At 31.2% G+C, this 14,509-nt stretch carries 13 protein-coding genes; 8 read left to right on the forward strand and 5 right to left on the reverse strand.

Annotated features, from left to right (window positions below; genetic code table 11):
• Positions 1-289: 289 nt before the first annotated feature.
• Genes ACNQGN_RS04050 through rnr form a run of 3 tightly spaced genes read right to left on the reverse strand, consistent with a single transcriptional unit; the run spans position 290 to position 3,871 of the window.
• Entirely contained in the window at positions 290-967 is a 678-nt protein-coding gene (locus tag ACNQGN_RS04050) for a LysE family translocator (RefSeq protein ID WP_417986572.1), read from the reverse strand.
• A 39-nt stretch (positions 968-1,006) separates the two neighbouring features.
• Entirely contained in the window at positions 1,007-1,672 is a 666-nt protein-coding gene (locus tag ACNQGN_RS04055) for a head GIN domain-containing protein (RefSeq protein WP_417986573.1), read from the reverse strand.
• Between the two features lie 6 nt (positions 1,673-1,678).
• Positions 1,679-3,871, reverse strand: coding sequence for a ribonuclease R (gene rnr, locus ACNQGN_RS04060; protein ID WP_417986574.1), 2,193 nt, complete (start codon positions 3,869-3,871; stop codon positions 1,679-1,681).
• A 120-nt stretch (positions 3,872-3,991) separates the two neighbouring features.
• Here rnr and ACNQGN_RS04065 point away from each other — a divergent pair, with 120 nt between their 5' ends.
• Entirely contained in the window at positions 3,992-4,225 is a 234-nt protein-coding gene (locus tag ACNQGN_RS04065; protein WP_417986575.1) for a DUF2007 domain-containing protein, read from the forward strand.
• Between the two features lie 723 nt (positions 4,226-4,948).
• Positions 4,949-5,377, forward strand: coding sequence for a ribose 5-phosphate isomerase B (gene rpiB, locus ACNQGN_RS04070; protein WP_417986576.1), 429 nt, complete (start codon positions 4,949-4,951; stop codon positions 5,375-5,377).
• Here the strand turns inward: rpiB and ACNQGN_RS04075 are convergent.
• On the reverse strand, positions 5,374-5,649 hold the full coding sequence (locus ACNQGN_RS04075) for a DUF1294 domain-containing protein (protein WP_417986577.1): 276 nt from the start codon (positions 5,647-5,649) through the stop codon (positions 5,374-5,376). The genes rpiB and ACNQGN_RS04075 overlap by 4 nt on opposite strands.
• A 119-nt stretch (positions 5,650-5,768) precedes the next feature.
• Between ACNQGN_RS04075 and ACNQGN_RS04080 the strand changes: the two genes are divergently transcribed.
• The gene (locus ACNQGN_RS04080; protein ID WP_417986578.1) at positions 5,769-7,892 is read left to right on the forward strand and encodes a Tex family protein; all 2,124 of its coding nucleotides are present in this window, start codon (positions 5,769-5,771) and stop codon (positions 7,890-7,892) included.
• Between the two features lie 82 nt (positions 7,893-7,974).
• On the opposite strand, the gene tatA is transcribed toward ACNQGN_RS04080, so the two are convergent.
• The gene (gene tatA, locus ACNQGN_RS04085; RefSeq protein ID WP_417986579.1) at positions 7,975-8,148 is read right to left on the reverse strand and encodes a twin-arginine translocase TatA/TatE family subunit; all 174 of its coding nucleotides are present in this window, start codon (positions 8,146-8,148) and stop codon (positions 7,975-7,977) included.
• A gap of 331 nt (positions 8,149-8,479) precedes the next feature.
• On the opposite strand from tatA, the gene ACNQGN_RS04090 reads away from it, so the two are divergent.
• The 5 genes from ACNQGN_RS04090 (at position 8,480) to ACNQGN_RS04110 (ending at position 14,507) form a co-directional block, all read left to right on the forward strand.
• A complete protein-coding gene (locus tag ACNQGN_RS04090) occupies positions 8,480-8,854 on the forward strand; it encodes a peptidase (protein ID WP_417986580.1) in 375 nt (124 codons plus the stop codon).
• Between the two features lie 44 nt (positions 8,855-8,898).
• Positions 8,899-10,386, forward strand: coding sequence for a GH3 family acyl-acid amido synthetase (locus tag ACNQGN_RS04095; RefSeq protein ID WP_417986581.1), 1,488 nt, complete (start codon positions 8,899-8,901; stop codon positions 10,384-10,386).
• 34 nt (positions 10,387-10,420) lie between these two features.
• Entirely contained in the window at positions 10,421-12,100 is a 1,680-nt protein-coding gene (locus ACNQGN_RS04100; protein WP_417986582.1) for a DUF6909 family protein, read from the forward strand.
• A gap of 9 nt (positions 12,101-12,109) precedes the next feature.
• The gene (locus ACNQGN_RS04105) at positions 12,110-13,102 is read left to right on the forward strand and encodes a hypothetical protein (RefSeq protein ID WP_417986583.1); all 993 of its coding nucleotides are present in this window, start codon (positions 12,110-12,112) and stop codon (positions 13,100-13,102) included.
• A 172-nt stretch (positions 13,103-13,274) separates the two neighbouring features.
• Positions 13,275-14,507: an MATE family efflux transporter gene (locus ACNQGN_RS04110; RefSeq protein WP_417986584.1), complete on the forward strand. Its 1,233-nt coding sequence runs from the start codon at positions 13,275-13,277 to the stop codon at positions 14,505-14,507.
• Positions 14,508-14,509: the final 2 nt, after the last annotated feature.

Raw genomic sequence — 14,509 nt, forward strand, 5'->3', positions numbered from 1 at the left:
AAAGCAATTTGGAGGTTTTTTTTTATCCAATTTTTAAGAAAAATACCCGTTAAATATCAAACTACTATACTATTTTTCTCAAGCTTAAGTGCACTTGTATTCCTATAAATACTAAGAATTACAAACCCTGTAAGGAATAAAATATTATTTAAAATCATATAATTATTCTATTCTTACACTGGAAAAAGTATTATTTTATATAATCTTACTATAGCAAAAAGCCTTGATTCTATTAATTTAGAATCAAGGCTTTTTACTTTTTGATAAAGAAAATTATCATTATACTCTTTTAATTATCAATATTTTCAAATGCATTTTTCACCATTTCTTTTTCCTTCGGAAACCATCCTTGTGTTATTAAAACCATTCCAAAAATCATCATCACAATACTGATTCCTTTCTTTATTTTAAGAATATTATTTGGTGTTAATTTTGTCTTTAATTGTTTGGCTAATACTATTTTAATACAATCAATAAGTAAATAAGATACTATTACACTAATAAAAAAAGTGGTCATTCTGGACGTTTGCATTTCTAATTTTGGTCCTACAGAAATAATGATCGCTAACCAAAAGCCAAGAACTCCAATATTGATAATATTTAATAAAAATCCTTTAAAAAAAAGACTTCCATAGTTCTTTCTTATAATCTCATTATCTATTGCTTCAGTGTTTATTTTCTCTTCTTTTTTTAATCTTACAAAAGAAATTATACCGTAAACTAACATCAATATTCCGCCAAAAATAAAAAGAGCTGGCTTGTCTTTTAAACTTTGAATTAATCTATAACTTCCTAAATATGCAATTCCAATAAAAACAATATCCCCTAAAACAACTCCCAAATCAAAAACTAATGCTGCCCTAAAACCTTTTATAATACTAGTTTCAAGTAATATAAAAAAAACGGGACCAACCATAAAACTTAAAAAAATTCCCCAAGGAATACCGGACAGAATATCGTTTATCATTAAAATTTAAAGTTTATCAAATATAGAATTGCAAAACTATTATTTTTCTATGATTGTACCACCAATGAAAACTTCTTTATTAATTTGTTTTGGTTTTCCATAAATATAAATCGATCCGCCAGCTTTAACTTTCGCGTCTACTAATGCTGTAGCATAGATTTCTGCTTTTCCTCCCGCAGCAACGCTTATTGAAGTTTGTGAAGTATGTAAATCAGCTGCTTTTAAAATTCCTCCGGAAGTAATAAGTACATCCTGATTTAATGCCTTTCCTGATAATTCAATTATCCCTCCTGCATTCGCTTTTACATTCACTTTATCAACATCTATAGTAATGTTTATTTCTGATCCTGCTTTCGCATTCAAATCCAGTATGGTTTGTTTGAATGTTGCATCTGCTGAAATATAACTTCCTTCGTTTGCAACGATACCTTCAATATTTTTAAAATACAATTTTACAATAATATTATTTCCTGATAATAATTGTGGAAACGGCATTCTTATCTTTAATTCTCCATTTTTATTTACTGTTTCCACTTCATCCGCTCTATCACCTGTTATAACAACTTTATTTTCCGAGGATGATATTAATTTTACATTGATTTTATCAAATACTTTCAATTGATCAAAATCACCTAAGTTTCTGGTTACCTGGGAAATTGTTATTTGGCTTACTAATACAAAAGCAATAATCACTAATTTTTTCATCTTTTTTTACCTTAATTGTTCTTCAATTCTTCTTATAAAATTAAAATCCAGTTGTTTTTTAACTAAATCAGCATTTTTTACTTTAACGTAAATTTCATCTCCTAATTGTAATAGTTTACCTGAAGTTGCGCCAGTCAGTGCATATTGTTTTTCGTCAAATGTGTAATAATCATCTTTTATGTCTCTTATTCTACACATTCCTTCACATTTATTCTCTATAATTTCCACATAAATTCCCCATTCCGTCACACCAGAAATTACACCTAAAAACTCCTGATCCTGATGATCTTGCATGTATTTTACCTGCATGTATTTGATAGAATCCCGTTCCGCATTTGTAGCTAAACCTTCCATTGTGGAAGAATGTAAACACTTCGTTTCATAGGTTTCTTCATCCACTGATTTTCCTCCATCCAAATAATGCTGCAACAATCGGTGCACCATTACATCAGGATATCGTCGAATTGGTGATGTAAAATGAGAATAATAATCAAATGCTAAACCATAATGTCCAATATTATCAGTAGAATACTTCGCCTTACTCATACTTCTAATCGCCAGCGTATCAATTAAATTTTGCTCTTTTTTACCATTTACCTCTTCCATCAAAGCATTCAATGATTTAGAAATATCACCTTTATTGCGAAAATCAATTTTATAGCCAAACTTTGCAATCACCGTTTGCATGGCAATTAATTTATCTTCATTGGGTTCATCGTGGATTCTGTAAATGAATGTTTTCTTTTGTTTTCCAATGAATTCTGCCACTTTTTTATTAGCCAAAAGCATAAATTCTTCAATCAGATGATTAGCATCTTTTGATATTTTAAAATAAACGCCCTGCGGCTCACCATTTTGATCTAAATTGAATTTTACTTCTACTTTATCAAAAGAAATTGCTCCATCGGCCATTCTTCTTTTTCTAAAAATTTTAGCTAATTCATCCAGTTTTAAAGTAGCTGACACAATTTCTTTTGAAACCTGATACGAACTTCCAGTGATTGAAATTTCTTCTGGAATAATATCATCTTTAGTCTCTATGATATATTGCGCTTCTTCATAAGAAAATCGCTGGTCTGAAAAAATTACTGTTCTGCCAAACCATTGATTGACCACTTGTGATTTTTCAGTAATTTCGAATATGGCTGAAAAGGTATATTTTTCTTCATTTGGCCGTAACGAACAGGCAAAATTTGATAACACTTCCGGTAACATTGGTACTACCCTATCCACTAAATAAACAGAAGTAGCTCTTTGAAACGCCTCGTCATCCAAGATTGTTCCTTCTTCAAGATAATACGAAACATCAGCAATATGAATACCAATTTCGTAATTACCATTTTCTAATTTTTTAAATGATAGTGCATCGTCAAAATCTTTTGCATCTTTGGGATCAATCGTAAAAGTCAACGTATCGCGCATATCACGACGTTTAGCAATTTCACTTGCTTCTATTGATGTATCTATTTTTTGAGCATATGTTTCAACTTCAATAGGAAATTCTGCCGGTAAACCGTACTCCGCAAGAATAGCATGGATCTCCGTATCATGTTCTCCTGGTTTCCCTAAAACCTTAATTACTTTTCCGAAAGGGCTATCTGCTCTGTCTGGCCAATCTTCAATATGAACCAACACCACGTCACCTTGCTCTGCTTCTCCTATTTTATCTTTTGGAATAAAAATATCCGTGTACATTTTCGGATTGGCAGTAGAAACAAAAGAGAAATTTTTCTGGATATCAATTACACCAACAAAATCAGTTTTATTTCTTTCAATTACTTCAATCACTTCTCCTTCAGGCCTTTTCCCTTTTCTTCGATTGTAAACATATACTTTTACAATATCTTTATCTAAAGCATGATTTAAATTATTTGTAGGAATGAAGACATCTTCTTCTAAATCTGCACAAACAAAATAAGCTGTTTTACGACCAGTCATATCAATCTTACCTTCGTAATAGTCTTTGCTAACCGCTTTTACTAAATATTTTCCAGGTTCCGATTCTATAATTTTATCCTGAGAAGCCAGAATCTTCAAATCTTTTATAATTTGATTTCTACTTTGGGTATCATCTAGTTCCAGCTTTGCACCTATTTGTTTATAATTGAATGCTTTATTAGCACTTTGCGACAATATTTTTAATATTTTATCAGAGAAATCTTTCTCTTTTTTGATCGGCTTTCTTAATCTTTTACTCATACATCTTTTCTTATAGCGCATAAAATTACGAAATAGTTAATCGTTATCAATAACACGGTTGGCAGTTTTAAAGAAAATATAACTTTACATAATAGTTGTATCTTTATAAAAACAATTAAAATGGAAGATTTTCAAACAATTGCAATTTTTAATTATTCGTATGAAATTGTAGTTCTGAAGCATATTTTAGATCAGGAAGGAATTTCTTATTATTTTGAAAACGAAATGACTTTATCCGTAGCTCCATTTTATTCAACAGCCTTAGGCGGAATTAAATTAAAAGTACATCTAAACGATTTTGAAAAGGTTCGAGAGATTTTAGATAATTTGAATAACAATCTAACCATTGTTTAATTCAATTTAAAAATTTTATTTTTCAAAGTTGTCAACATATATTAATATAAACAAAAAGAAAAATTAAATTTAAATTATTTTTTGGTTGTTATTATAGCTTGTTAATAGCTACAATAAATTTATTTTAAAAGGTGTTGAAATGAAGTTTAAAGTTGTTATACCGACTTATTAACAATAGTATTTTAAGGTAAAGGATTAGTTTTAAAGTGTTTTTGATTTTTAATTAACAATGGTTAATAATTGAAATAGAATTGATTTTGTAAATAAGTACTTTTTGAAATTTTGTTAATAAACTACTTTTTTATAATGATAACTATTCTAAAAATTCAACAAACAAAATTTGGATTTCTAATGTGGGTTTTGGATTACTTATTTTTTCGTTAGAACCAAAAAAAACTTCTAATATTCTATCTAAAGTTATAAACACTTATTGTTAATTTAAAGTTAACTGAATATCAAGCAATTGCATTTCGCTATTAACAATGTAAAAAATTAACATTTTAAATGTAAAATTAACATTGATAGACAGCTTGTTAAGGTTTAATAGAATTGTTAATAAAGCCTAATCAAGTAGCAATGTAGCAGTTATAGTATCTACAATTTTACGCTAATTTTTAATGATTTATTGGAGATGAATTAATCTATTGAAGAAACTGATATTTAAATTGAATAAAACTAAATTTCTTTATTTAAATTTGCACGACACAACTTAACACATTAAAAATGAAAATCTCCATAGGAAATGATCACGCTGGTCCAGAATACAAAAAGGCAATTGTTGAAATGCTTAAAGCAAGAGGATATGAAGTAACTAATTACGGAACTGATTCTGCAGATAGTGTAGATTATCCTGATTTTGGGCGTCCGGTTGCAATAGATGTTTCTGAAGGAAAGGCTGATTTTGGAATTGTTATTTGCGGAAGCGGTAATGGAATTTCAATGACAGTAAATAAACAATCTAAAGTACGTGCTGCTTTATGCTGGATGAAAGAAATTGCAGTATTGGCCCGTCAGCATAATAATGCTAATATCATCAGTATTCCTGCTCGTTACACTTCAATTCCACAAGCAGTAGAAATGGTCGAAGCTTTCCTGGATACCAAATTTGAAGGGGGTAGACATCAGACAAGAGTAGATAAAATTAACTGTTAGTAACTATTTTTATAAAAATAAAAGAACCCAGTAACAATTAAGATCTGAATAATCAAAATTCTGTAAAACTTAAAAAGATAGTATTTTTTAGAAGTTTTATGTCTAAAAGCATACATGGCTAGCGCCGAACCAATTGTGCCGCCAAAAGCAGCAACTGTTAAAAGGGTTTCTTCGGAAATCCTTTTTTTATTAGCAATTGCTAATCGCTTATCATAGGCAGTTATTATAAAAGCGAAAATATTCAAGATTAAAAAACTATATAATAAAGTCATAATTGCTATAAAATTTAAGTTTAAAGCTATTATTTTAGCTAAAAAAATAAGTAGACGATTTCATTTTTTCTAATTACACATTTTTCGGATTAACCCATTTAAAATTATCTAATTACAGAATGACTAATATACAATTTATAGCTACAGCTGTTACAACAGCCGCAATTAATATTCAGAATACAGTTCAATTATTACAAGAGGACTGTACAATTCCATTTATTTCTCGCTATCGAAAAGATAAAACAGGGAACCTTGATGAAGTGGTAATTGAGCAAATCGCAAAGCTTCAAAAAGAATATGAAGTGCTTGTAAAACGTAAAGAAGCAATTTTAAAATCGATTGAGGAGCAAAATGCACTTTCACCGGATCTAGAAAAAAAAATCCGACAAAGCTTTGATTTGCAGGAACTCGAAGATTTTTATTTACCCTTTAAAAAGAAGAAAAAAACCAAAGCCGATGTCGCTCGTGAAAACGGATTGGAACCTTTGGCGAAAATAATTATGGCACAAAATAATGATGATGTCGATTTTATTTCAACACAATATTTGAATGAAAATGTAAGTAATGAAGAAGCGGCGCTACAAGGAGCCAGAGACATTATTGCAGAATGGATTAATGAAAACATTTATGTTAGAAAACAACTCAGAAGATTGTATCAGCGTAAAGCTACAATTACTACAAAGGTTGTAAAGAGCAAAAAAGAGGATGAAAAAGCACAAAAATTCGATCAATATTTTGATTGGTCTGAACCTTTAAGCAAAACTCCACCACATCGACTATTAGCTATGCTTCGTGCCGAGAATGAAGGTTTTGTGAAAACGAAAATAGAAGTTGATACCAATGAGGTGTATGATATTATTGATGAATTAATATTAAAAAGTCAAAATAGTACAACATCACATGTACAATTAGCAATTGAAGATAGTTACAAGAGATTATTGAATCCGGCGATTTCTAATGAAGCTTTACAGGAAGCTAAAGCTAAGGCTGACGCCAATTCTATTCAGGTTTTTGCTAATAATTTAGGACAATTGTTATTGGCGCCTCCGTTGGGTGAAAAACGAATTTTAGCAATAGACCCAGGATTTAGAAGTGGTTGTAAAGTGGTGTGTCTGGATGAAAAAGGCGATTTGCTATACAATGAAACTATTTATCCGCATGCGCCTCAAAAAGAGGAAGCCATGGCAATGAAAAAAATCCGTTCGATGGTGAATTCCTATAAAATTGATGCAATTTCTATAGGAAACGGTACAGCATCACGTGAAACAGAATTCTTTATCAAGAAAATTGCTTTTGATAAACCGGTTCAGGTTTTTATAGTTTCCGAAGCTGGAGCATCGGTTTATTCCGCATCAAAAATTGCTAGAGATGAATTTCCTAATTATGATGTGACGGTCCGTGGTTCGGTTTCTATTGGGCGAAGATTAAGTGATCCATTGGCGGAATTGGTTAAAATTGATCCGAAAGCCATTGGTGTAGGCCAATACCAACATGACGTGGACCAAAACAAGTTAAAAGAAGAATTAGACAGTACAGTGATTCGTTGCGTTAATTCGGTTGGAGTCAATATCAACACGGCAAGTAAGCATTTATTAAGTTATGTAAGTGGAATAGGAGAGAAGCTGGCCGAAAATATTGTACAATACCGTTCTGAAAACGGTCCTTTTCAAGACAGAAAACAACTTAAAAAAGTGCCGCGTTTGGGTGAAAAAGCATACCAGCAAGGCGTTGCTTTTATTCGAATTTCGAATGCAAAAAATCCTTTGGATAATTCGGCAGTTCATCCGGAAGCTTATGGAATTGTAGAGAAAATGGCAAAAGATTTAAAATTGACAGTGAATGATCTGATTGCTAATAAAGAAAAAACAGCTTTAATAAAACCAGAAAATTACATTACGCTGGAAATAGGTTTGTTAGGATTGAAAGATATTATAAAAGAATTGGAAAAGCCTGGATTAGACCCACGAAAATCAGCAAAAATTTTTGAATTTGACCCTAATGTAAAAACGATTAAAGACGTAAAAACGGGAATGGTTTTACCAGGAATTGTAAATAACATTACTAACTTTGGTTGTTTTGTCGATATTGGAGTAAAAGAAAGCGGTTTGGTTCATATTTCCCAGCTCAAAGCAGGCTTTGTGAGTGATGTAAATGAAGTGGTGAAATTACACCAACACGTTCAGGTCAAAGTCACTGAAGTTGATGAGGACAGAAAGCGTATTCAGTTAAGTATGATTTTGTAATAGTCAGATAAAATAAAAATCCAAATCCCATAAGTATACTTATAGAATTTGGATTTTTTTATTTTGAATTATATAAAAGAGATTACTCTTTTGTTTCTTCTTTTTTATCAGCTGGCTGATTGTCTTTGGCAGCGTTTTTGAATTCTTTAATTCCACTTCCTAAGCCTTTCATTAATTCTGGAATTTTTTTACCTCCAAAAAGTAATAAAACAATCGCCAATATAACAAGGATTTCTGTAACACCTAATCTTCCCATGATTGAATAATTTATTGCCGTAGCAAATTTGTAATAAATCTTAAGGACAAAGGTATATAGAATTAGTTAATAGGAACTCATTTTAATTCATTTATTTGGTTTCAAAAGCGTTAAAAATTTATTAAAAATAATTTTAGGTTAAGAATAGCGGCACAAAAGCAACTGAATACAATCAATGACAATAATTGTTATATTTGTTGAATAATAAAAAAAGATGTCTAAAAAACGACAAAAACGGCGTAAACTTAAAGAAAACCTCTTCAATAAAAGACGGTTAATAATTTTAAACGAAGATACTTTTGAGGAAACTTTTTCTTTAAAACTTACTTTGATGAATGTCTTTGTATTTGCTTCTTTGAGCACAATAATTATTATAACTATTACTACTTTTATCATTGCTTTTACCCCTTTACGTGAATTTATTCCGGGATATTCTTCTTCTAAACTTAAAAGAGATGCAACGCAATTGGCTTTAAAAGCAGATTCTTTGTCTTATGCTTTAAAAAAAAATGAAGCTTATATTAAATCAATTCAAAAAGTATTGACAGGAGAATTGGATTACGCAAAATTCAATAAAGATTCCATTCTTGAATCTGCCGAGGAAGTTCAACCTCCAATGAATTTATCTGCTTCAAAAAAGGAGTTAGAATTAAGAGAACAGGTAGCCAAAGAAGAAAAAGAAAAGACTTCTAAAAAATCAAAGTAAAAATTCACATTCCTTTATATCTTTATAAAGAACAAATCTATAAAATGTCAATAAAATCAGTTGCAGCAAAACTATTTGCAGTTAAAATTTATAAAAAAACTCAGGCTTGGGCCAGTAATCCTGTGGAAACCCAAAACAAAGTTTTACGAGAATTAATCAAAGAGGCTAAGGGAACGCAATTTGGTATTGATCATCATTTTGATAGCATTAAATCAAGTACTGATTTTGCCAATCAGGTTCCAGTTCGGGATTATGAAGCGTTGAAACCCTATGTTGATAGGGTTGTAAAAGGGGAGGAAAATATTCTTTGGAAAGGGAAACCATTGTATTTTGCAAAAACATCAGGAACCACTTCCGGAGCTAAATATATCCCATTGACTAAGGAATCGATGCCTTTTCATATTGAAGCGGCTCGGAATGCGATTCTGCATTATATTCATGAAACCGGAAAAGCAGATTTTATTGATGGAAAAATGATTTTCCTTCAGGGAAGTCCTATTCTGGAAGAAAAGTACGGTATAAAACTGGGTAGATTATCTGGAATTGTAGCGCATTTTGTTCCAAAATATTTGCAAAAAAACAGAATGCCTTCTTGGGAAACCAATTGTATAGAAGATTGGGAAACTAAAGTAAATGCTATTGTCGCAGAAACATTCAGCAAAAACATGACGGTCATTTCAGGAATTCCATCCTGGGTGCAAATGTATTTTGAAAAATTACAGCAAAAAGGAGGGAAGCCAGTTGGCGAAATATTCAAAAACTTTAATTTGTTTATTTACGGTGGCGTTAATTATGAACCGTATCGCGCCAAATTCGAAAATTTGATTGGTCGAAAAGTGGACAGCATTGAGTTATTTCCTGCTTCGGAAGGTTTTTTTGCCTATCAGGATTCCCAGAAAGAACGCGGGATGTTATTACTTTTGAATTCTGGAATTTTCTATGAATTTATAAAATCAGACGAATTCTACAATGAAAAACCAAGACGTTATACCATTGGCGAAGTAGAATTAAACATAAATTATGTTTTAATTATTTCTACCAATGCAGGACTTTGGGGTTATAATATTGGTGACACAGTTCAGTTTACGTCATTGAAACCGTATCGTGTGATTGTTTCGGGAAGAATCAAACATTACATTTCAGCCTTTGGAGAACATGTCATTGGAAAAGAAGTGGAAAGTGCATTACAGGAAGCGATAATTGGAACTACTATTCGAATAAATGAATTTACTGTTGCGCCACAAATCACACCAACGGAAGGATTGCCTTATCACGAATGGTTCATTGAATTTGAAAATGAGCCGGAAGACATCGTAACTTTTGCCGAAGCGATAGACAATGCCATGCGAAAACAAAATGTATATTATGATGATTTGATTGTTGGACATGTATTGCAAAAAGTGGTTATCACCAAAGTGGCTAGAAACGGTTTTCAGGATTATATGAAATCAATAGGTAAACTGGGCGGGCAAAATAAAATTCCAAGACTTTCTAACGATAGAACCATTGTGGATTTATTAAACAAAAAATAAAAAGTTTACATTTGAGTTTTAGAAAATACTAATAATGAAAGAGACTAAAAATATATCGAGATCCAGAGCTCAGGAATCATCCGCAGCCATTGAAAAAATGTACATCACAATGCGCCATTTGTTCAATAGAGGATTTTATAAGCCGATGGGTGTCTCAGGGGATACTTTGAGAGAAGCTTTATTGACTTTGCGGCCAGAAATTTATGGTAATATTGGTGAGGAAAAAGTGGAGTTAAACGGTCTTTTGTATGTTATAGAACGTCTTCCAATAGGAATTGAAGAATGTAGATTCATCAACTTAACTTCGGATGAAGGGTATTCTAAATCCCATTTTCAGGCTATTGTTCCACCAAAAAGACGCCGTAATTGTTATCGAATTGACGAGGAGCAAATGAATGTTGAAATTACCCGCGGACGTTCTGATATTTATGATATTTTGACGCATTTGACGTTTGTTTTTATTGAATCACATAAAATAAGAAACAGAGTTTTGCTGGATGATGCAGGTGAAGTTTCACGGGATTGGTTCAAACTGGAACAAGCAGTTTCTCAAAATAAAAAATTGACTCTTGTAGAAAAAGAGAAAGCGATTTCACATGCTTCAAATATTCTTGGCAGAACATTTGAGGAAGTTTTAGATATATATGATGCCTTTGGATCGGTAACTTCTCCAGATCGTTTCTTGCATGTTATATTTTGGTTGGGGAAATTAGCGATGGAAGAAGTTGTTGAGAACAATAAAAGAACCATTACGTTTAGTCCTATTTTAAGAGAACGTTTGGGACATCACATTCATGGTGAAATTTGGGCTACCAATATCAAGGAGGTCTTGAAAGAAAATCAACTTTTAGAGCGTCCAATTCATGTTATTAGTGCCAATATGCATAGTGTTATGAACTCTATTTTTGCAACACCAGCTTTAAAAAAGAAGTTTAAGGACAAGTCAGATTTCTTTATATATGAAGAATTAAGCAGATCTGGTGCTTACGATGTTCGCAATCAAGTGGAAGATGTTGCCTTGAAATACGGAATGATTTCGTTGCCAGATTCTTCAGGAACTAATATTGACGTACAAATTTTTGATACAGCCAAGATTGATTGGGCAAAAACATCTTTTCCAAAAGCAAATACAGGAGATAAAAAACCAGTGTTAATTGTTATGGATTATGCTTTTGGCGAACAAGCGTATGAAACAATAGATGAATTATTAAAACCCTATAAAAAAGAGACATTATTGAATGTCGAATCGGTTTCCATCATGGGAAAAGCGGGAATCCTGGAAGGCGGAAAAGGAGACATCATGATTCCGAATGCGCACATCAATGAGGGAACAGCAGACAATTATTTTTTCCATAATGAATTATCGGCAGAGATGTTTGAAGGGAACGATATTGCGGTTTTTGCCGGACCAATGGTTACTGTACTGGGAACATCGCTGCAAAATCGGGATTTATTAAAATTCTTTCATGAATCAACCTGGAGCGTTATTGGTTTGGAAATGGAAGGCTCTTATTATCAAAAAGCAATTCAATCCGCATCAAAAATCAGAAAAAGTGTTCCTTTGGATATTAAAGTGAGATATGCTTATTATGCTTCGGATAATCCATTGGAAACGGGAAGTACATTGGCTTCTGGCGGACTTGGGACAACAGGTGTAAAACCGACGTATTTGATTACCATTAAGATATTGGAACAAATTTTCAACGCAAAATAAGACAGTAGAATGAATAAAAATGACCCCCGTAACCTAGAGGATCAGGAGATTGATTTATCGCAAATTTCTAAGAAAATTAAAAATCTTTTTCAAAGATTTAATACATTTTTATTCAGATGCATTCAGTTTTTTGTAAAAAATGTGATTGCAGTATCTATTTTATTGATCGTTGGACTCGGTTTAGGAATTTTTTTGGACCAAACGCAAAAAACCTATGATGATCATATTATAGTTGCGCCAAATTTTAAATCAACAGATTATTTATATTCAAAAATTGATTTACTGGCGGCAAAAATTGCAGAAAAGGACACCATTTTTTTTAAATCAATAGGTATTCAAAATTCTAAAGAAATCAATAAAATTACAATTGAGCCTATTGTGGATGTATATAAGTTTGTAAACAATAATGGATTAAATCTAGAATTGTTGCAATTAATGGCAGAAAATGGGGACTTGAAATCAGTGGTTAAAGAAACCACCACAAGTAAAAACTATAATTTTCACACCATTATTGTTTCTACAAAAAAGATAACAAGCCAAAAAAATATGGTTCAGCCCATATTGAATTATTTGAATACGAGTCCTTATTTTGATAAAGTTCAAAAAATATCGATAAGTAATATTCAGCAAAAAATAAAAGTTAAAGAAGGGATTATAGGTCAAATAGATGGAATATTAAATGAGTATTCAAGTTCTAATGGCAATCGTCAAAAAAGTGACAAACTCATTTATTACAATGAAAACATTCAATTAAATGATATTATTAAAACGAAAGATTCCTTAACGAAGGATATTGGAACATTGAAAATACAGTTATTTAATTCAGATAAAATAGTAAAAGACTGTACGGTCATAATGAATATAAAAAACACTAAATCTATAAATGGCAAGCTTAAGTTTGTATTGCCGACGGCTTTAATTATTGGATTTATTTTTATCAGTTTTTTCATTTCTTTTTATAGAAAACAATCATTGAAGGCACAACAAAACAGTACAGATTAGTTTAAATAAATATTTGTAAGCACCACTAATTTTAACAAGATAGCAAATCGAGCGTTATTTTATTTGACGAAAATAGAATAAATTATTAGAAATTAATATGTTTAAATTCACGAACTATCTTCAAAAAATTAAAAATAGCCCATTTATTCGACAAAGTTTAAACACATTAATTTTGAGAGTTTTTGGAGTACTACTATTGTTTGGATTTACTTTATTTCTGACAAATAATTTTAGCCCAAAGAGTGTTGGACAATATGATTTTGTCCGATCTTTTCTGCTGGTAATAGGCAGTATCTGCTTATTAGGTTGCGACCAGTCCATTTTATATTTTAGAGGAAAATTAAAAGGCACCAATGCTTTATATGCCTTAAAAGGGATTTATAAAAAAAGTGTTGGACTATTATTTTCAATGTCAATGATTTTATTTTTGGTCGTTTTTTGTACTAACAAAGATTATGTTAATACTTTTTTTTCTGATCAGGGTCTTCATTCGATTCTTTTAAAATCATCTGGAATATTGTTTTTTTCTGCTTTAACTACATTAAATATTGAGGTTTTTCGAGCATTGGATCGTTTGTATGTTGCGGAACTCTTCAGAAATACCATAAAGCATATTCCTTTAATTCTAGGAGCAATTTTATTGGTTTACATCAAAAAAGAAATTTATTTAGTTGATGCTTTTTTAATTGGTTTTGTGATTCTTGCGATTATCACTACAATTTTAGTTTTTAATTACTTCGGCAAAGTAAAAACGAATACTGTAAATGAGCCTGTTACTTATAAAGAAATAGTTGTTAAATCTTATCCTATTGCTATAAGCGGTATGGCTTTGTTTTTATTGATGAGTTTTGATATTATGTTTCTGAAAAAATACAGAGATGATGAAACAGTCGCTTTTTATTCATTGGCAGTAAAATTAATGACAATTTTGTCAATGGTAATCGTTACGGTTAATATTACGGCTTCTACAAAAATAGCAGAATACTTTTCGATTAAAAATAATGGAGAATTGAATAAAATAGTAAAAAATAGTTCTCGATTAATTTTTATTTTAACATTGCCTGCGGTCGTACTAATATGTGTTTTTTCAGAATATATTTTGAGTTTTTTTGGTAGCGATTATCTGGCAGCTAAAGACGCATTACTTATTTTGATAATAGGTCAGGGAATTTGCTCTGTTTTTGGATCGGCATCCGTTTATTTAAATATGACGGGAAGGCAACATCTTTTCCAAGTAATACTAGTTGTTGCCGTATTCATTAATTTTGTTTTAAACGGGCTTTTAATACCCCAATACGGAATGACGGGGGCGGCGGTTGCTTTTGTTGTAAGTTCATTTTTATGGAATTTCATTTCCGCAGCTATCATTTATTATAAAGACAAAGTGAAAGTTTATTTGAATTAGGT

The organism is Flavobacterium rhamnosi, assembly GCF_048286515.1.
In the GTDB taxonomy this organism is placed as follows: domain Bacteria; phylum Bacteroidota; class Bacteroidia; order Flavobacteriales; family Flavobacteriaceae; genus Flavobacterium.

Coding starts and splice junctions, on each gene's coding strand:
- ACNQGN_RS04050 (WP_417986572.1), bottom strand. CDS start 967: ATGATAAACGATATTCTGTCCGGTATTCCTTGGGGAATTTTTTTAAGT.
- ACNQGN_RS04055 (WP_417986573.1), bottom strand. CDS start 1,672: ATGAAAAAATTAGTGATTATTGCTTTTGTATTAGTAAGCCAAATAACA.
- rnr (WP_417986574.1), bottom strand. CDS start 3,871: ATGAGTAAAAGATTAAGAAAGCCGATCAAAAAAGAGAAAGATTTCTCT.
- ACNQGN_RS04065 (WP_417986575.1), top strand. CDS start 3,992: ATGGAAGATTTTCAAACAATTGCAATTTTTAATTATTCGTATGAAATT.
- rpiB (WP_417986576.1), top strand. CDS start 4,949: ATGAAAATCTCCATAGGAAATGATCACGCTGGTCCAGAATACAAAAAG.
- ACNQGN_RS04075 (WP_417986577.1), bottom strand. CDS start 5,649: ATGACTTTATTATATAGTTTTTTAATCTTGAATATTTTCGCTTTTATA.
- ACNQGN_RS04080 (WP_417986578.1), top strand. CDS start 5,769: ATGACTAATATACAATTTATAGCTACAGCTGTTACAACAGCCGCAATT.
- tatA (WP_417986579.1), bottom strand. CDS start 8,148: ATGGGAAGATTAGGTGTTACAGAAATCCTTGTTATATTGGCGATTGTT.
- ACNQGN_RS04090 (WP_417986580.1), top strand. CDS start 8,480: ATGAATGTCTTTGTATTTGCTTCTTTGAGCACAATAATTATTATAACT.
- ACNQGN_RS04095 (WP_417986581.1), top strand. CDS start 8,899: ATGTCAATAAAATCAGTTGCAGCAAAACTATTTGCAGTTAAAATTTAT.
- ACNQGN_RS04100 (WP_417986582.1), top strand. CDS start 10,421: ATGAAAGAGACTAAAAATATATCGAGATCCAGAGCTCAGGAATCATCC.
- ACNQGN_RS04105 (WP_417986583.1), top strand. CDS start 12,110: ATGAATAAAAATGACCCCCGTAACCTAGAGGATCAGGAGATTGATTTA.